Annotated in this window: 17 protein-coding genes; 5 read left to right on the top strand and 12 right to left on the bottom strand. The window is 64.6% G+C overall.

What is annotated here, in order from left to right; all coding sequences use genetic code 11:
- Positions 1–6 precede the first annotated feature (6 nt).
- The 4 genes from VGN93_RS29025 to ribH form a co-directional block, all read right to left on the bottom strand.
- The gene (locus tag VGN93_RS29025; RefSeq protein ID WP_327510367.1) at positions 7–2,142 is read right to left on the bottom strand and encodes a sodium-translocating pyrophosphatase; all 2,136 of its coding nucleotides are present in this window, start codon (positions 2,140–2,142) and stop codon (positions 7–9) included.
- 195 nt (positions 2,143–2,337) lie between these two features.
- The gene (locus VGN93_RS29030) at positions 2,338–3,564 is read right to left on the bottom strand and encodes an MFS transporter (RefSeq protein WP_327510368.1); all 1,227 of its coding nucleotides are present in this window, start codon (positions 3,562–3,564) and stop codon (positions 2,338–2,340) included.
- 14 nt (positions 3,565–3,578) lie between these two features.
- A complete protein-coding gene (nusB, locus tag VGN93_RS29035; RefSeq protein WP_256118905.1) occupies positions 3,579–4,061 on the bottom strand; it encodes a transcription antitermination factor NusB in 483 nt (160 codons plus the stop codon).
- Positions 4,058–4,519: a 6,7-dimethyl-8-ribityllumazine synthase gene (gene ribH / locus VGN93_RS29040; protein WP_319311469.1), complete on the bottom strand. Its 462-nt coding sequence runs from the start codon at positions 4,517–4,519 to the stop codon at positions 4,058–4,060. The genes nusB and ribH overlap by 4 nt, the downstream gene beginning before the upstream one ends.
- Before the next feature lie 197 nt (positions 4,520–4,716).
- Between ribH and VGN93_RS29045 the strand changes: the two genes are divergently transcribed.
- Entirely contained in the window at positions 4,717–5,220 is a 504-nt protein-coding gene (locus VGN93_RS29045; RefSeq protein ID WP_327510369.1) for a cupin domain-containing protein, read from the top strand.
- A 6-nt stretch (positions 5,221–5,226) separates the two neighbouring features.
- Here VGN93_RS29045 and VGN93_RS29050 read toward each other — a convergent pair whose 3' ends face one another.
- The 8 genes from VGN93_RS29050 to VGN93_RS29085 all read right to left on the bottom strand — a co-directional run bounded on the left by VGN93_RS29050 (position 5,227) and on the right by VGN93_RS29085 (position 13,130).
- Positions 5,227–6,363 (bottom strand): diguanylate cyclase, encoded by a 1,137-nt coding sequence (locus tag VGN93_RS29050; RefSeq protein WP_327510370.1) that lies wholly within the window; start codon positions 6,361–6,363, stop codon positions 5,227–5,229.
- Positions 6,364–6,496: 133 nt separating this feature from the next.
- On the bottom strand, positions 6,497–7,114 hold the full coding sequence (locus VGN93_RS29055) for a riboflavin synthase (RefSeq protein WP_327510371.1): 618 nt from the start codon (positions 7,112–7,114) through the stop codon (positions 6,497–6,499).
- Positions 7,114–8,400: a bifunctional diaminohydroxyphosphoribosylaminopyrimidine deaminase/5-amino-6-(5-phosphoribosylamino)uracil reductase RibD gene (gene ribD / locus VGN93_RS29060; RefSeq protein ID WP_327510372.1), complete on the bottom strand. Its 1,287-nt coding sequence runs from the start codon at positions 8,398–8,400 to the stop codon at positions 7,114–7,116. Before ribD ends, VGN93_RS29055 begins: the two co-directional genes overlap by 1 nt.
- On the bottom strand, positions 8,401–8,880 hold the full coding sequence (gene nrdR, locus VGN93_RS29065; RefSeq protein WP_319311457.1) for a transcriptional regulator NrdR: 480 nt from the start codon (positions 8,878–8,880) through the stop codon (positions 8,401–8,403).
- 66 nt (positions 8,881–8,946) lie between these two features.
- Positions 8,947–10,245 (bottom strand): serine hydroxymethyltransferase, encoded by a 1,299-nt coding sequence (glyA, locus tag VGN93_RS29070; protein ID WP_327510373.1) that lies wholly within the window; start codon positions 10,243–10,245, stop codon positions 8,947–8,949.
- A gap of 193 nt (positions 10,246–10,438) precedes the next feature.
- Positions 10,439–11,761 (bottom strand): L,D-transpeptidase family protein, encoded by a 1,323-nt coding sequence (locus VGN93_RS29075; protein WP_327510374.1) that lies wholly within the window; start codon positions 11,759–11,761, stop codon positions 10,439–10,441.
- A 288-nt stretch (positions 11,762–12,049) separates the two neighbouring features.
- A complete protein-coding gene (ldtR, locus tag VGN93_RS29080) occupies positions 12,050–12,562 on the bottom strand; it encodes a transcriptional regulator LdtR (RefSeq protein ID WP_319311453.1) in 513 nt (170 codons plus the stop codon).
- A 130-nt stretch (positions 12,563–12,692) separates the two neighbouring features.
- Entirely contained in the window at positions 12,693–13,130 is a 438-nt protein-coding gene (locus VGN93_RS29085; RefSeq protein WP_327510375.1) for a DUF6163 family protein, read from the bottom strand.
- Between the two features lie 155 nt (positions 13,131–13,285).
- Here VGN93_RS29085 and hemB point away from each other — a divergent pair, with 155 nt between their 5' ends.
- The 4 genes from hemB (at position 13,286) to VGN93_RS29105 (ending at position 16,844) form a co-directional block, all read left to right on the top strand.
- Positions 13,286–14,308: a porphobilinogen synthase gene (gene hemB / locus VGN93_RS29090; RefSeq protein WP_327510376.1), complete on the top strand. Its 1,023-nt coding sequence runs from the start codon at positions 13,286–13,288 to the stop codon at positions 14,306–14,308.
- Positions 14,309–14,533: 225 nt separating this feature from the next.
- A complete protein-coding gene (locus VGN93_RS29095; RefSeq protein WP_319311448.1) occupies positions 14,534–14,998 on the top strand; it encodes an RDD family protein in 465 nt (154 codons plus the stop codon).
- A 143-nt stretch (positions 14,999–15,141) separates the two neighbouring features.
- Entirely contained in the window at positions 15,142–15,912 is a 771-nt protein-coding gene (locus tag VGN93_RS29100; protein ID WP_319311446.1) for an arginyltransferase, read from the top strand.
- A 14-nt stretch (positions 15,913–15,926) separates the two neighbouring features.
- A complete protein-coding gene (locus tag VGN93_RS29105; RefSeq protein WP_327510377.1) occupies positions 15,927–16,844 on the top strand; it encodes a DMT family transporter in 918 nt (305 codons plus the stop codon).
- The last annotated feature ends 16 nt before the right edge of the window (positions 16,845–16,860 follow it).

The following is a 16,860-nucleotide window of genomic DNA, read 5'->3' on the forward strand; positions in this document are numbered from 1 at the left end:
TGCCGATCAGGCCAGGACGGCGAGCAGCAGGAGTGCCACGATATTGGTGATCTTGATCGCCGGGTTGACCGCCGGGCCTGCCGTGTCCTTGTAGGGATCGCCGACGGTATCGCCGGTGACGGAGGCCTTGTGGGCTTCCGAGCCCTTCATGTGGCGCTGGCCGTCCTTGTCGACGAAACCGTCTTCGAAGCTCTTCTTGGCATTGTCCCACGCACCGCCACCGGAGGTCATGGAGATGGCCACGAAGAGGCCGTTGACGATGACGCCGAGCAGCGACGCGCCGAGCGCCGCAAAGGCCGAGGCCTTGGAGCCGGAGATCAGCAGCACGCCGAAATAGACGACGAGCGGCGCCAGCACCGGCAGCAGCGAGGGCACGATCATCTCGCGGATCGCCGCCTTGGTGAGAAGGTCCACCGCGCGGCCATAATCCGGCCGCTCGGTGCCGGCCATGATGCCGGGTTTTTCGCGGAACTGCCTGCGCACTTCCTCGACGATGGCCCCTGCCGCACGGCCGACGGAGGTCATCGCGATGCCGCCGAAGAGGTACGGGATGAGGCCGCCGAAGATCAGGCCGGCAACGACATAGGGGTTGGAGAGGTCGAAGGAGACCGGCCCCATATCCGCGAAATACGGGTACTTGTCTCCGTTCGCCGCGAAATAGGCGAGGTCGTTCGAATAGGCGGCGAAGAGCACGAGCGCGCCGAGGCCCGCCGAACCGATCGCATAGCCCTTGGTGACCGCCTTCGTCGTGTTGCCGACGGCGTCGAGCGCGTCGGTCGACTTGCGCACCTCCGGATCGAGACCGGACATTTCGGCGATGCCGCCGGCATTGTCGGTGACCGGGCCGAAGGCATCGAGCGCCACGATCATGCCGGCAATGCCGAGCATGCCGGTGACCGCGATGCCGGTGCCGAACAGGCCTGCCAGCTGGTAGGTGGAAATGATGCCGCCGACGATGACGATGGCCGGCAGTGCAGTCGATTCCAGCGAGACAGCGAGGCCCTGGATGACGTTCGTGCCGTGGCCGGTGACCGACGCCTGGGCGATCGAGTTCACCGGGCGCTTGTTGGTGCCGGTATAATATTCGGTGATCACCACGATGAGCGCCGTCACCACGAGGCCGAGCAGGCCGCAGATGAAGAGGTTCGTGCCGGTGATCTCCTTGCCGGCCACCGTGCCGACGACGCCCCAGCCGATGGTGAGCGAGGTCGCGGCCCCAAGGCCGAGGATCGACAGCGCGCCCGTGACGATGAGGCCCCGGTAGAGGGCGCCCATGATCGAGCCGTTCGAGCCGAGCTTGACGAAGAAGGTGCCGATGATCGAGGTGATGATGCAGGCACCGCAGATGGCCAGCGGATAGATCATCGTGCTCGCAAGAACCGGGGCGCCGGCGAAGAAGATCGCGGCGAGAACCATGGTGGCGACGACCGTCACCGCATAGGTCTCGAACAGGTCGGCAGCCATGCCGGCGCAATCGCCGACATTGTCGCCCACATTGTCGGCGATGGTCGCCGGGTTGCGCGGATCGTCTTCCGGGATGCCGGCTTCCACCTTGCCGACGAGGTCGCCTCCCACATCCGCGCCCTTGGTGAAGATGCCGCCGCCGAGGCGGGCGAAGATGGAGATCAGCGAGGCGCCGAAGCCGAGCGCCACGAGCGCATCGATAACCTCACGCGAGGCCGGATCCTGGCCGAGAATGGCGGTAAGATAGCCGTAGTAGATCGAGACGCCGAGAAGGGCGAGGCCCGCCACCAGCATGCCGGTGATCGCACCCGACTTGAAGGCGATATCGAGGCCGGAGGACAGGCTGACGGATGCGGCCTGCGCCGTGCGCACATTGGCCCGCACGGAAACGTGCATGCCGATGAAGCCGGCGACGCCCGACAGCACGGCGCCGATCAGGAAACCGATCGCAGCCGTTGCGGAAAGCAATAGCCAGGTGCCGATGAAGACGACGACCCCGACGATGGCAATGGTCTTGTACTGCCGGGTGAGGTAGGCCTGCGCCCCTTCCCGGATATAACCTGCAATTTCCTGCATGCGGGCATTCCCCTGATCGGCGGCAAGCACCGACCTCGTCGCCCAGATGGCATAAACCACCGAGAGCAACCCGCATGCGATCACGCCAAACAATATGGTCATTTTCGCTCTGTCCTCCTTGAAGACCGCAGGGTCCTCTCCCTGTGGCCGGTTCGCGCCCGTCCCTGCTTGCCTCCTCACAAGGCGGGGGCCGGCGCGCGGCCAGAGTGCGTTTGCGAATCGGCTGCGTCAAGCCGCCGCACCGCGGCAAGCCGTGCTGCGCGCTGGATTTTTCGGCGCCGATCGGATGCGAAACGATTAGACGGTTGCGCGGCGGGTGCGCAGCACCAAGAGGAGCACGAGGACCAGGCTGACGCCGGTGATCGGCCAGAACATCAGGTTGATCGTCTGCCAGCCATAGGTGTTGAACACCTTGCCGGAGGAGAAGGAGGCAAGCGCCACCGTGCCGAACAGGATGATGTCGTGAAATCCCTGCACCTTGTCGGCCTCGTGCGGCTGGTAGCTGGAGGCGACGATGGCGGTGGCGCCGATGAAGCCGAAATTCCAGCCGATGCCGAGCAGGATCAGCGCGCCCCAGAAGTTCCAGAGCTCGATGCCCGCATGGGCGACCAGCGCGCAGACCATGAGGATGATCAGGCCGGCCGCGACGACCTTCTCCGTGCCGAAACGCTGGATCAGCATGCCGGTGAAGAAGCTCGGCGCGAACATGGCGAGCACGTGCCACTGGATGCCGAGCGTCGCGAGTTCCGGCGAGAAGCCGCAGCCGATGACCATGGCGAGCGGCGCGCCGGTCATCATGAAGGTCATCAGGGCGTAGGAGGAGATGCCGCAGATCATGCCGGTCATGAAGCGCTGGGTCAGCACGATTTCGCGGAGCGGCCGGACGGGCAAGCCGGTCGCGACGGCCTGCGCCTTGTGATCCGGCAGGCGCAGGAACAGGAAGAGCACGATGGCCGCAAGGCAGAGCGGCGCGAGCGCCACGAAGGCGCCGGCAAACAGCACCGGCTCGAACATGTCCTTGGTGAGGATGACCACCTGGGGCCCGAGCACGGCGGAGATGACGCCGCCGGCGAGAATCCAGGAAATGGCGCGCGGCTTGTAGAAGGACGGCGACGCGTCGGCGGCTGCAAAGCGGATCTTCTGCGCAAAACCGCCGGAAATGCCGATGAAGACGAAGCCGAAGGCGAAGAGCCAGAAATCGCCGCGAAAGAGCGCGATGGCCGCGACGAGGCCGCCCGCGGCGCCCAGCAGGGCGCCGACGATGAAACCGTAGGTGCGGCCGAGCAGGCGCGCGGCGATGGCGACGAGCACGGCGCCGAGCGCCACGCCGACATTGAAGGCGGTGAGCGGCGCGGTTGCGAGCGACTTGTCGGCGCCGAGCAGGTTGTAGCCGGCAAGGCCGCCGATCGAAAAGGCGATCGGCCCGGCAGACGCCAGCAGCGCCTGCGCCAACATCAGGAGGAAGACATTGCGGCGCGCGGCCGAAAGTTCCCGTTCAAGACCTTCGACCGTACCCGTGCTCATGCCACTCTACCAACCTATTTGCGCGTATCCGGACGCAGCTGCTTGGCGATCCGGTCGAGCACCGCGTTCACCAGCTTCGGCTCCTCGTCGTCGAAGAAGGCCTTGGCGATCTCGACATATTCCGTGACGATCACGGCGATCGGCACGTCCTTGCGTTCCTTGAGTTCGAAGGTACCGGCACGCAGGATGGCGCGCACGGTGGAATCGAGCCGCGAAAGCGCCCAGTCGTCCTGAAGGGCTGCGCCGATCATCGGGTCGAGCAGGCGCTGGTCGCGCACGACGCCGGCGACGATCGAGCGGAACCACGAGGCGTCCGCCTTCAGATAGGTATCGCCGTCGATCTCCTGGCCGAGGCGATGGGTCTCGTATTCGGCGACGATCTCGAGCACGCCGCTGCCGCCGATATCCATCTGGTAGAGCGCCTGCACGGCGGCAAGCCGCGCTGCACCGCGCTGGTTGGCCGGCTTTACCGGCTGCTGGTCCTTGTCCGTCGTCACTGTTCGCCGCCCAGTTTCTTCTTCAATTCGATCATCGTCAGCGCCGCGCGCGCCGCAAAGCCGCCCTTGTCGCCTTCCGAGCGGCGGGCACGCGCCCAGCCCTGCGCGTCGTTCTCGACGGTCAGGATGCCGTTGCCGATCGGCAGGCTCTCGCTGACGGCGAGGTCCATCAGCGCCCGGCTGGATTCGTTGGCGACGATGTCGAAATGGTAGGTCTCGCCGCGGATGACCATGCCGAGTGCCACGAAACCGTCATACCAGGTGCCGCCGTTTTCCATGCCGTCGAGCGCCATGGCGATCGCGGCCGGGATTTCGAGCGCGCCCATGACGGTCACGACATCGTAGCTGGCGCCGGCGGTGGCGAGCGCGTTCTTGGCGCCGTCGAGCATCGCATCGGCCATGTCATCGTAGAAGCGGGCTTCGACGATGAGGAGATGGGGATTATCGGTGTTGGCCATAAATCACCTGATATTGGAGGCAGGCCGCGCAAATGCGGGCAGAGGCGGCGGTCAAACCACGACGGGCGATGCTTGGCAAGAGTTTTCCGCCCCGCCCGGCGATTTCGGCTCCCGGCATGGGCCTTGTCGCTTGGAACGGGGTTGACAGACATGAACAAAAAGTGAACGATATGTCAATCCCGATTGAGGAGAAAACAATGGATGCGCAGAACCCGCCGATCGTCACCCTTGCCAAACTGGAGCTGGAGCACTGGACACAGGGCACACTCTACGAGTCCCGCGATGCGTCCTTCGGCGCCGTGCTCGGCCTCAAGGACCTCGGCATCGGCTATGGCGAGGTGCCGCCCGGCAAGTCCGGCTGTCCGTTTCACAGCCACCATGTCGAGGACGAGCTTTTCGTCATTCTCGAAGGCCACGGCACCTATCGTTTCGGCAGCGAGCGGCATCTCGTCGGCCCTGGCGACGTGCTTGGCGCACCGGCCGGCGGGCCGGAAACGGCGCACCAGATCATCAATACCGGCACGGTGCCGCTGAAATACCTGTCGATCTCGTCCATGGCGGCGACCGAGATCTGCGAATATCCGGCTTCCGGGAAGTTCCTCGCCAAGACACGTCTCGCCACCGGCGGCAGGACGGAATTTCGAACGATGGCACGCGCGGGCGAAACCATAGACTACTGGGAGGGCGAGCCTGGCGCGTGAGGAACTTCAGGCGGCGAGCGAGACGCGGTTGCGGCCGTTGCGCTTCGACTTATAGAGCGCCTTGTCGGCATTGCTGAGCAGGGAATCGAAGCTGACGCCCTCCTCGTTGCCAAACGCGATGCCGGCGCTGACGGTGCAGGTGATGGAGCGCCCGCCGATGGGGATGAGTTTGGAGGCGAAGTCCTCGCGGATGCGCTCGGCGATGCGTTGCGCGCGGTCCGGCAGGGTGCGGTCGAGCACGACGACGAATTCCTCGCCGCCGAGGCGGGCGATGCAGGCGGATGCGCCGCAGGCATCGCGCAGGATATCGGTGAACGCCGTCAGCACGGCATCGCCGGCCGCATGGCCGTGGCGGTCGTTGACGGACTTGAAATTGTCGAGGTCGAAGGCGATCGCGGCGCCGTTTTCCCGGACCGGCACGTCGCCGTAACGGTCGAAGAGGGCGCGGCGGTTGAGAAGGCCGGTCAGCGGGTCGGTCATCGCGGCGCGCTGGTGGCTGCCCGCCACGCGCCACTGATTGAGCGCCAGCGACATGGCGCCGATGCCGGTAATGCCCATGATCGCGGCGATCAGGTTGAGATTTTCCGCCCAGTTTTGCGGCGCTTGTCCCATCACCCATTTGCCGTCGTGGATCAGAACGCCGGCGCAGAGCAGGAAGGAGACGGCCATCAGCAGGTAGAGAATGACGATGCCGGTCAGCGGAAGCCTCGCCTCTTCCCGGGCACACCAATATTCCTGCGCCGTCGCGACGAGGCAGCCGGCGATCAGCAGGTTGAGGGCGATGAAGGCGAGACCGTCATAGCCGACGATCAGGAGCGGCAGCGCTATGGCCGAGCAGGCGAGGAAGATCGCCGCGATGTGACGGCGTGCACGTCCGCCGGAGCGGAACCGGTGGGCGGCGCCGTAGATGAAAGCGAAACCGAGGAACTGCAGCAGGAAGGCAAGGCAGCCGACGGCGATGTTCACCCGGTCGATATAGAGGCTGTAGACGGCCACCGCCGGCACGATGCAGCCGATGCCGATCGACCAGGACAGGAGAAAACGCTCGACACGCGCCGACATCCACGAGGCGAACAGGGTCCCCGACAGGCAGAAACCGGCAAGCCCGATCGCCAGCAGGAGGGTGTGGTAGTCAGGCGCCATGCGGCAACGGTCTCCAAAAGTCCGATGCCCGCACACTAGGGAGCGAGAGGTATCGATATCGTTACCTGAATCGGTGGTTTTTTATCTCCAGCTGTCCCGATCCGCGACGGCGTTCTCGTATGTCACGCCACCGTCACGCCTTGCTTGCGGGAAACTCCGCAAGCCGCGCCGCGTAACGCGCCATGGTGTCGACTTCGAAATTGACGAAATCGCCTGCCTTGCGCTCGCCCCAGGTGGTGACCTCCAGCGTGTGGCGGATGAGGAGCACGTCGAAGACCGCGCCGTCGACCGCATTCACGGTGAGCGAGGTGCCGTCGAGCGCGACGGAGCCCTTGGGGGCGACGAAGCGCTCCAGGCCTTCCGGCGCGCGGATGCGGAAGCGCGTGGCGTCGCCCTCGGCCTCGACCGACAGGATTTCCGCCTTGCCGTCGACATGGCCGGAAACGATGTGGCCGCCGAGTTCGTCGCCGATCTTGAGAGACCGTTCGAGGTTGATCTTCGTCCCGGCCGTCCAGCCGGCGATCGTCGTCAGCCGCAGGGCCTCTTCCCAGGCCTCGACCTCAAACCAGCGGGCGTTGGAGCCCTCTTCCGGCAGCGCCGTGACGGTGAGGCAGGTGCCCGAATGGGCAATCGAGGCGCCCATTGGGATGGTGGCGGGGTCGTAGACGGTGCGCACGCGCAGGCGAACGCCCGCGTTCATGGGCTCGACCGCCTCGACCGTTCCGATATCCGTGACAATGCCGGTAAACATCAATCGTCTCTTTCGTAGTCTTGCAAACTATCCGCGCCGTAGCGCGCCGTGTGGCGGAGCGAAAACCCGTCCGGCATCCGCCCGGAGACAAATGGGGATGCGACCCCGTCTTTGCCAATGGTGCCGGCGCCTTTGAACAGCAGGATGCGGTCGACGAGGCCCGCATCGAGGAACGACCGCGCCGCGCGCGCGCCGCCTTCGACCAGCAACGAGGAAATGCCGCGCGTGGCGAGTGCGGCCAGCAAGGCATCGAGCCGGCGCGGATCGCAGATCAGCACCTCGACGCCCAAGGCTTCCAGCGCGCGGGCGTGGGCGCTTCGCGCGTCGGATGCGGCGCCTTCCATACCCCCCTCCGGCCTGCCGGCCATCTCCCCCTCAAGGGGGGAGATCGGGGAGGCAGCGTCCCCATCCGCGTCAAATGTCGGCACGGCAGGCGATGCAGATGATGCTGTACTGGAAGCAGGCTGCCATCCAATCTCCCCCCCCGAGGGGGAGATGGCCGGCAGGCCAGAGGGGGGGTGTTCCGCCCCTTTCGTCGTCACCACGATGACCGGAACATCGCGCGCCGTGCGGGCAAGCTTCGAGGCCACCGGCAGTTCCAGCCGCGGATCGAGCACGATGCGCACCGGCGAGCGGGCTTCGAGCCCCGGCAGCCGGCAGGTCAGCTCCGGATCGTCGGCGAGCGCCGTGCCGATGCCGATGAGGATCGCGTCCGTCTCGGCGCGCAGACCATGCACCTGCCCGCGCGACACCGGCCCGGTGATCGCCACCTGCCCCGCACCGAGCCGGCCGAGCATGCCATCGGCGGAAACGGCAAGTTTGAGAGTCACATGCGGCCGCTTCTTCGTCTGGCGCGTCAGGTATGCCGCAAGGGCTTCGCGGCCTTCCGCCTCCAGCACGCCCGTCTCGACGACGATGCCGGCTTGACGCAGCATCGCAAGCCCCCTGCCCGCCACGCGCTCGTCCGGATCGGTCACCGAGACGACGACACGCGCGACGCCGGCGGCGATCAGCGCATCGGCGCAGGGCGGCGTCTTGCCGTGGTGCGAGCAGGGTTCCAGCGTGACATAGGCGGTGGCGCCGCGTGCGGCCTCGCCCGCTCCCGCAAGCGCCTGCGTTTCCGCATGCGGCCGTCCACCGGGCGCGGTTACGGCGGTGGAGATGACCACGCCGTCCTTGACGATGAGGCAGGCGACGGAGGGGTTGGTGGCAGTCAGGCCGAGATTGCGGCGGCAGAGGCGGATCGCCGCCGCCATGAACCGCTCGTCTTCCGCCGCGCCGGACATCTAGCTGTCGACGCCCGGATCCCGGGCGATCTTGGCGGAGACCTCGGCGAGGATCTTCTCGAAGTCGTCGACATGGGAGAAGTCGCGGTAGACCGAGGCGTAGCGCACGAAGGCGACGTCATCGAGCGCCTTCAGCGCCTCCAGCACCTGGAGGCCGATTTCTTCGGACGAAATTTCCGTCTCGCCGGAGCTTTCGAGCCGGCGCACGATGCCCGAGACCGCGCGTTCGATGCGATCCCGATCGACGGGCCGCTTGCGAAGCGCGATCTCGAAGGAGCGAAGCAGCTTGTCGCGGTCGAAGGGGGCCTTGCGGCCCGTCTTCTTGGCGACCATCAGCTCACGCAACTGCACCCTCTCGAAGGTCGTGAACCGACCGCCGCAATCCGGGCAGATGCGTCGACGGCGAATGGCGGCCCCGTCCTCTGCGGGACGGGAGTCCTTCACCTGCGTATCTTCCGAACCGCAATAGGGGCAGCGCATATAGGCTCCTTGTTTTACGCAGTTCCGGACGGAAAACCGCGGAACACTTTTCCTGGAACGACTGCCTTACATATAGGTGTACATCGGGAAGCGGTCCGTCAGCTTGACGACCTTTTCCCGCACGGCCGCTTCGACACCGGCATTGCCCTCGTCGGAATTGGCGATCTTCAGGCCGTCGAGAACCTCGACGATCAGGTTGCCGATTTCCTTGAACTCGGCTTCCTTGAAGCCGCGGGTGGTGCCCGCCGGCGTGCCGAGACGCACGCCCGAGGTGACGAAGGGCTTTTCCGGGTCGAACGGGATGCCGTTCTTGTTGCAGGTGACATAGGCGCGGCCGAGTGCGGCTTCCGCGCGCTTGCCGGTCGCGTTCTTCTTGCGCAGGTCGACGAGCATCAGGTGGTTGTCGGTGCCGCCGGACACGATGTCGAGGCCGCCGGCCTTCAGCGTTTCGGCAAGCGTCTTGGCGTTCTTGACGACCTGTGCGGCGTAGTCCTTGAATTCCGGCTGCAGCGCCTCGCCGAAGGCGACGGCCTTGGCGGCGATGATGTGCATCAGCGGGCCGCCCTGCAGGCCCGGGAAGACGGCCGAGTTGATCTTCTTGGCGATATCGGCGTCGTTGGTGAGCACGATGCCGCCGCGCGGGCCGCGCAGCGACTTGTGCGTCGTGGTGGTCGCGACGTGGCAATGCGGGAACGGCGACGGGTGCTGGCCACCGGCGACGAGGCCGGCAATGTGCGCCATGTCGACCATCAGATAGGCGCCGATTTCATCGGCGATCTCGCGGAAACGCTTCCAGTCCCAGATGCGGGAATAGGCGGTGCCGCCGGCGATGATGAGCTTCGGCTTGTTCTTGCGCGCCTTCTCGGCGACGTCGTCCATGTCGAGCAGGTGGTCTTCCTCCCGCACGCCGTAGGAAACGACGTTGAACCATTTTCCCGACATGTTGACCGGCGAACCGTGCGTCAGGTGGCCGCCCGAGTTGAGGTCGAGGCCCATGAAGGTGTCGCCCGGCTGGAGCAGCGCGAGGAACACGGCCTGGTTCATCTGCGAACCGGAATTCGGCTGGACGTTGGCGAAGTCGACGCCGAACAGTTTTTTCGCGCGCTCGATGGCGAGTTCTTCGGCGATATCGACGAACTGGCAGCCACCGTAATAGCGCTTGCCCGGATAGCCTTCGGCATATTTGTTCGTCATGATCGAGCCCTGGGCTTCGAGCACGGCGCGCGAAACGATGTTTTCCGAGGCGATCAGTTCGATCTCATGGCGCTGGCGACCGAGTTCCTTCTGGATGGAACCGAAAATCTCCGGATCGGTATCGGCAAGGGAACGCGTGAAGAAAACGTCGGTAGCGGAAGAATTGCTCATCCTCGAGGCTCCTTAAGGGTAGGTGGCACGGTGTTTATCGTCCTCGCATGGCAAGGGCAATATCCGCTCCACGGTTTGCGCCATTTCCGCGCGCGTTATGAGACAAAAACGACAAGGCGCAAAATGCTTGAAAACGCGAAGGCCCCGCGTTCCTTCCGGAAGCGGGGCCTTTGGAAAAGTACGACGAATGGCCTTATTGCGGCAACAGGTCGCTGTCGACGGCCTGGCCGCCTTCCTGGTTGTAGTTGGTCTGGAGGGCGAGTTCGGTGGCGCCGTCCTTCTGGTAGATATCGTCGCGGAACTGCACGACGCGGTCCTTGGCCGACCAGGCGGTGATATAGGTGAAGAACACCGGCACTTCCTCGGCCAGCTTGACCGGCGTGTTGACGCCGCTCTTGATCGTCGCTTCCATCTGCGCGCGCGACCAGCCGGGCGTATCCTTGAGCAGCCAGAGCGAAAGGTCGCGCACGTTCTGCACGCGCACGCAGCCCGACGATTCGAAGCGCATCAGCTTGTTGAACAGGCCCTGCTGCGGCGTATCGTGCATGTAGACCTGGTGCTCGTTGTGGAAGTTGATCTTCGTCGACGACATGGCGTTGATCTTGCCGGGGTCCTGGCGGAACATCAGGTTCGGCGCTTTTTCGGCGTTCCAGTCGACCGTCTCCGGCGAGACTTCGCCGCCATTGCCGTCGAACAGGCGGATCGCGTTGCGCGACAGGTAGGTCGGGTCCTTGCGCATCAGCGGCATAATGTCCTTCTGGATGATCGAGCGCGGCGCGGTCCAGTAGGGGTTGAGGATCACCTCGTAGATTTTCGAGTTCAGCACCGGCGACTGGCGGTCGATCTTGCCGACGATGGCGGTGTGGCGCGAGGCGACGCGGCCGCTCTCGACGGCCTCGATATAGGCGGCCGGGATGTTGACCATGACATAGCGGCGGCCGAGGTCCCCGGACATGGCCTGGAGGCGCACGAGGTTCGTCTGGAGCTGGCCGAGGCGGGTCACGGCCGGGATATTGAGCGCCTTCAGCGTGTATTCGCCGACGGCACCGTCGGACGGCAGGCCGTGACGGGCCTGGAAGCGCTTGACGGCGCCGTCCACGTAGGAATCGAAAGCGCCGTTGGTGCCGGCGGAGCGCGGCAGGTCGCCGGAAATGATCAGGCGCTGGCGCAGTTGCGCCACGGCCGGGTCGGCGACGCCCATTTCAAGCTTCTGCTGCGTGTTGATCGTCGGCCAGCCGCCGCTCGACACGATGTTCTGGTAATCGACGATCGCCTGCTGGAGGTAACCGGAACTGCCGGAGCCGAAGATCGGATTGTTGGAGACGGTGGCGATCGCGGTGCGCGATACCTCGGCGTCGAACTGGTCGTCCCAGTTGCCGCGGCGCGGAGCATTGAGGATGTCGTCGAGCGCTGTCTGGGCGAGCGCCTGGCCGGCGACGGCGGCGGCACTGAGCGTTGCGGCAGAGCGCAGGAATGCGCGGCGCGAGAACACATCAAATCCGGTTTTGCGAGACATTTATCCTACCATCTCCTGAGCGCCGCGAAAGGCGGCGAGGTGCACGTGGCACAGCGACCGAAAAGGTCCATACCCGATGCAGCTATCACGAACAGGGTTAACAAACGCAAACCGGCCCTGCCGCCCGCGCATACCTTAAACCCCACTGTCCGGGTGTCACAGCAATATGGCCAATTCGTGTCTCGGCAAGGGCGGCAGGCCGCAAGTGCCAGCCCGAAAACGCGAAAAGCCGGACGCGCAGGGAACGCGGCCGGCTTTTGGGGAGAAGGTCGAAAGGCGCGCCTGGACTTACAGGCGATAGAGGATCGAGTCGTTCCAGAAGCGATCGAGACGCTGGAGCAGCTTGTTCATCTGGTTGAATTCGCCTTCGCCGATGCCGCCGACCTTCTGGATCGAGCCGACGTGGCGCTCGTAGAGCTTTGCCACGGTTTCGGCAATTTCCTGGCCGCTTTCCGTCAGGCTGATGCGGACGGAACGGCGGTCGATGCGGGAGCGCTGGTGGTTGATGAAGCCGAGGTCGACCAGCTTCTTGACGTTGTAGGAGACGTTCGAGCCGAGATAGTAGCCGCGCGAGCGAAGTTCGCCGGCCGTCAGTTCCGAATTGCCGATGTTGAAGAGGAGCAGCGCCTGGACGGCGTTGACATCGGAGCGACCGCCACGGTCGAACTCGTCCTTGACGACGTCAAGCAGGCGACGGTGCAGACGCTCGACGAGGTGGAGGGATTCCAGATAGAGGTTGCGGATCGCGTCTTCCTGCGGGTCGACGACGGGGGCCTGCTGCGGCTTCATCTTGGTGTTCATGGTTACTGCCTCACTGTTTTGTTTGGCGGTGTGGTTTGTTTTCCCGCCTTGAGTGAGAACCTAACGAATGCATCTAAAATTCTACTTAAACCGCAGGCTTAACAGCGCCTTACCGGGACGCGACCCTGTCTCAGGGTGAATCAGTTCTTACCGTGCGGGCCTGGCGGCGGCGCTGGACGAAGAGCGCGAGGCGGAAAAGCACGAAGACGACGGCGATTGCGGCATGCATGAAAACCAGCAGCCGGTCGATGCCGAAAATGGACGGATAGGCCTCGTGCATGGCGATTTCGGTGGCCGCGGCGATAAGCCAGATCACCGGCCCCCAGGACACCAGCAGCCACAGCCCGACGGCCGCGACCGGGAACAGGACGGCAAGCGCCGTATAGGCCGCCTTCCACGCCGGCGGCAGCAGATCGAAGCGCCCCTGCCCGTTGAAGGACACGCCCGTCAGCATCGCCCAATATTGCAACGCGAACCACAGCGAGCCGAGCGCCACCAGCCGCAGGAACAGCACGAACAGCGTTTCGGTCAGGCTAGATTTCGGGCCCTTGGCAGAATCAGCAACCATGGCGCGGACAGTAAGGGCAAGGTAGGCTGGTATAAAGCCCGCAAAATCCGTCATGCACGGCCATATGCCGCAGGCCCCCTCGCCGCTCGCGATTTGATCGATGGTTTTTGCGTGATAAGGAGGCGGCAAAGGACCCATGCAAGGGAAGAAGCATCATGACCGGCAGCAGGAACATCGTCGACGAGATCACCGGCGGGCGCCGCATGCGGCGCAACCGCAAGGCCGACTGGACGCGCCGCCTCGTGCAGGAAAACCGCCTGACGGTGGATGACCTCATCTGGCCGGTCTTCGTGGTGCCGGGCACGAACGTCGTCGATCCGGTCGCCGCCATGCCGGGCGTCAACCGCATGAGCGTCGACAGGCTCGTGGAAGCCGCCAGGGAAGCCGCCGACCTCGGCATTCCGGCCCTCGCCACCTTCCCGAACATCGAGATGAGCCTGCGCGACGAGACCGGTTCCCACTGTCTCGCCGCCGACAACCTGATCAACGAGGCGACCCGCGCCATCAAGAAGGCGGTGCCGAATATCGGCGTCATCACCGATGTCGCGCTCGATCCCTTCACCAGCCACGGCCATGACGGCGTGCTGCGCGGCGACGTCATCGTCAACGACGAGACGGTCGAGCTGGTGGCGAAGGCCGCCGTGCTGCAGGCCGATGCCGGCTCCGACATCATCGCGCCCTCCGAGATGATGGACGGCCGCGTCGGCGCGATCCGACAGGCGCTCGACGCCGCGGGCCACCAGAATGTCGGCATCATGGCCTATGCGACGAAGTTCGCCTCCGCCTTCTACGGCCCCTATCGCGACGCGATCGGCACCGGCGGGCTGCTGAAGGGCGACAAGAAGACCTATTACATCGACCCCGCCAACGGCACCGAGGCGATGCGCGACGCGGCGCTGGACGTCGAGGAAGGCGCGGACATGCTGATGGTCAAACCCGGCCTGCCCTATCTCGACATCTGTTGGCGCATGAAGGAGACGTTCGGGCTGCCGGTCTTCGCCTACCAGGTTTCCGGCGAATACAGCCAGATCAAGGCCGCCGCGATGAACGGCTGGATCGACGGCGAACGCGTCATGCTGGAAACCCTGCTCGCCTTCAAGCGCGCCGGGTGTGACGGCATCCTGACCTATTTCGCAATGGACGTCGCGCGGCATCTCGCCCGCAAGGCTGAAATCTGATTTGCCCCTCACCCTAGCCCTCTCCCCGCAAGCGGGGAGAGGGGACGTGCCCAACTCTACAGCAGAGAGTTAGGAAAACGGCGCGGCATATCCCCTTCGCCCCGCTTGCGGGGAGAAGGTGGCCGGCAGGCCGGATGAGGGGCATACGCCCCAATCCCAATCACCGTTGTTTTCCCCAAAAAGCCTCCCCATATAACAGGCATGTTCCATTCAGGAGACGATGAGATGAGCGCCGACTTTAATGAAACGCGGGTTCCGACGACGGATTGGCAGGCCTATCGCGGCGTGCTGTCGCGCCGGATCTTTGCGTTTCTGATCGACTATGCGATCGTCGCGCTGTTGTGGATCCCGGCCGCCGTCATCGTGTTCTTCCTCGGTATCCTGACGCTTGGCCTGGGCTTCTTCCTCTATCCGGCGCTCTTCGCGATCGTCGCCATGCTCTATTTCGGCCTGACGATGGGCGGCCCGAGCCAGGCGAGCGCCGGCATGAACGTGATGGGTCTGGCGCTTGCCCGCACCGACGGCCGTCCGGTCGATTTCCTGACGGCGATCGTGCATCTCGTGCTGTTCTGGATCGGCAATGCGCTGCTGACGCCGTTCATCGTGCTCGTCGGCCTCTTCACCGATCGTGGCCGCCTGGTGCACGACCTGCTGCTCGGCACCGTGATGGTCCGCCGCGACCGCTATTGAGGAAACGGACTGGCGAAGACCCTTCGTTCGTGCATGATCCAAATCGATTCCGGTTTGAAGGGTCATGCGCCAGTTGACCTTTTTTCGAACTAGGCCATGGTATTGGCATAGAAGTGTCACACGACGGAGTCGCCTCACGGCCGATGAATACGCAGGCAACATCCTCTCCGCAGTTCTATCTCACCGCGCCGGCGGCTTGCCCCTACCTGCCGCAGGAGATGGAGAGAAAGGTGTTTACCCATCTGGTGGGTGAACGCGCGCCGGAGCTGAACGATCTGCTCACCCAGGGCGGCTTCCGCCGCTCGCAGAACATCGCCTATCGCCCGGCCTGCGAAACCTGCCGCGCCTGCATTTCCGTGCGCATCCTCGTCAACGAGTTTACGCCGCGCCGCTCCATGCGCCGCGTGCTAGCGACGAATGCCGACCTCGTCTCCTACGAATATCCGGCAGAACCCTCCAGCGAGCAATATTCCCTCTTCCGCACCTATCTCGACGCCCGCCACCAGAAGGGCGGCATGTCGGACATGTCGGTGCTCGACTATGCGATGATGGTCGAGGACACCCACGTCAACACCAAGATCATCGAATACCGCCTGCGCGAGGAAGGCTCCGGCCTTCAGGAGCGCCCGCAGGGCGAGCTGCTCGCCGTGGCGCTGACCGACCGCATGGGCGACGGCCTCTCGATGGTCTATTCCTTCTACAATCCGGAACGCGACGAACGCTCGCTCGGCACCTTCATGATCCTCGACCATATCCGCCGCGCCCAGGCGCTCGGCCTGCCGCATGTCTATCTCGGCTATTGGGTCAAGGGTTCGCGCAAAATGGACTATAAAACGAAGTTTTTGCCGCAGGAGCACCTGATGCCGCGCGGCTGGGAGCGCTATGATGGGGAAAATACCGAAACCCAGCCGTAGAATCGATTCCCGCCTTGTCCCAGACAAATGACCCGGCCCTTCATCGCAAGGGGCTTCTCATCACCGCCATCGGCGGCCTTGCCCTCTCCTTCGACATCCCGCTGATCCGCTCCGCCGACGGTGACGTCTGGTCGATGGTCGTCCTGCGCAATATCTCGGTGTTCGTGATGGCGCTCGTTCTGTGGGCCGTGCTGAATTTCGTGCTCCGGCGCAAGACGGTGCTCGTTCCCGGGCGCATCGGCCTGCTGATCGGCCTGGTCTACGGCGTCAACGGGCTGACCTTCATGCTGGCGGTCTTCAACACGACAACGGCCAATGTCGTCTTCATCCTCGCCTTCACCTCGATGTTCGCGGCCATCCTCTCGTGGATATTCCTGGGAGAGCGGCCGAGCAACGCGACCCTCCTGACCATGGCAGCCATGGTCGCGGGTGTCCTGCTGATCGTGCATGACGGGCTTTCGAGCGGAAACCTCTTCGGCGACGCGATGGCCGCCTGTTCGGCCCTGCTATTGGCCATCGCCCTGACGCTCAGCCGGAAAAGCGGCGCCGACATGGGCTTCGTGCCGCTCGTCGCCGCCGTGCTCTCGGGCGTCGTCGCGCTGTTCTATCTTCCTTCCGGCGGCCTGACGGTCGCCGAACCGGTCTACATCCTCTTCAACGGCCTCGTGCTGCTGCCCCTCGCCTTCTGGTGCCTCGCGACCGGTCCGCGCTATCTCTCGGCGCCGGAAGTCGGCATGTTCTACCTGGTCGAAACCGTGCTCGCCCCCATCTGGGTCTGGATCGTCTTTTCCGAAACCCCCACCACCCAAACCCTCATCGGCGGCTCGATCCTCATCCTGGCGCTTCTCGCCCATTCCTTATGGCAGATGCGCTCAAAGTCCCGCGCCGCCCGGCAAGGCGACCCGGCGGGGGAATTTCCGTTTACGGGGTGAGGTTGAGATTTGCGGT

Source organism: Shinella sp., assembly GCF_035998705.1.
Lineage (GTDB): Bacteria > Pseudomonadota > Alphaproteobacteria > Rhizobiales > Rhizobiaceae > Shinella.

Coding starts and splice junctions, on each gene's coding strand:
- VGN93_RS29095 (WP_319311448.1), top strand. CDS start 14,534: ATGAGCGCCGACTTTAATGAAACGCGGGTTCCGACGACGGATTGGCAG.
- VGN93_RS29085 (WP_327510375.1), bottom strand. CDS start 13,130: ATGGTTGCTGATTCTGCCAAGGGCCCGAAATCTAGCCTGACCGAAACG.
- ldtR (WP_319311453.1), bottom strand. CDS start 12,562: ATGAACACCAAGATGAAGCCGCAGCAGGCCCCCGTCGTCGACCCGCAG.
- glyA (WP_327510373.1), bottom strand. CDS start 10,245: ATGAGCAATTCTTCCGCTACCGACGTTTTCTTCACGCGTTCCCTTGCC.
- VGN93_RS29100 (WP_319311446.1), top strand. CDS start 15,142: ATGAATACGCAGGCAACATCCTCTCCGCAGTTCTATCTCACCGCGCCG.
- nrdR (WP_319311457.1), bottom strand. CDS start 8,880: ATGCGCTGCCCCTATTGCGGTTCGGAAGATACGCAGGTGAAGGACTCC.
- VGN93_RS29045 (WP_327510369.1), top strand. CDS start 4,717: ATGGATGCGCAGAACCCGCCGATCGTCACCCTTGCCAAACTGGAGCTG.
- VGN93_RS29075 (WP_327510374.1), bottom strand. CDS start 11,761: ATGTCTCGCAAAACCGGATTTGATGTGTTCTCGCGCCGCGCATTCCTG.
- hemB (WP_327510376.1), top strand. CDS start 13,286: ATGACCGGCAGCAGGAACATCGTCGACGAGATCACCGGCGGGCGCCGC.
- ribD (WP_327510372.1), bottom strand. CDS start 8,400: ATGTCCGGCGCGGCGGAAGACGAGCGGTTCATGGCGGCGGCGATCCGC.
- VGN93_RS29050 (WP_327510370.1), bottom strand. CDS start 6,363: ATGGCGCCTGACTACCACACCCTCCTGCTGGCGATCGGGCTTGCCGGT.
- VGN93_RS29025 (WP_327510367.1), bottom strand. CDS start 2,142: ATGACCATATTGTTTGGCGTGATCGCATGCGGGTTGCTCTCGGTGGTT.
- VGN93_RS29030 (WP_327510368.1), bottom strand. CDS start 3,564: ATGAGCACGGGTACGGTCGAAGGTCTTGAACGGGAACTTTCGGCCGCG.
- VGN93_RS29055 (WP_327510371.1), bottom strand. CDS start 7,114: ATGTTTACCGGCATTGTCACGGATATCGGAACGGTCGAGGCGGTCGAG.
- ribH (WP_319311469.1), bottom strand. CDS start 4,519: ATGGCCAACACCGATAATCCCCATCTCCTCATCGTCGAAGCCCGCTTC.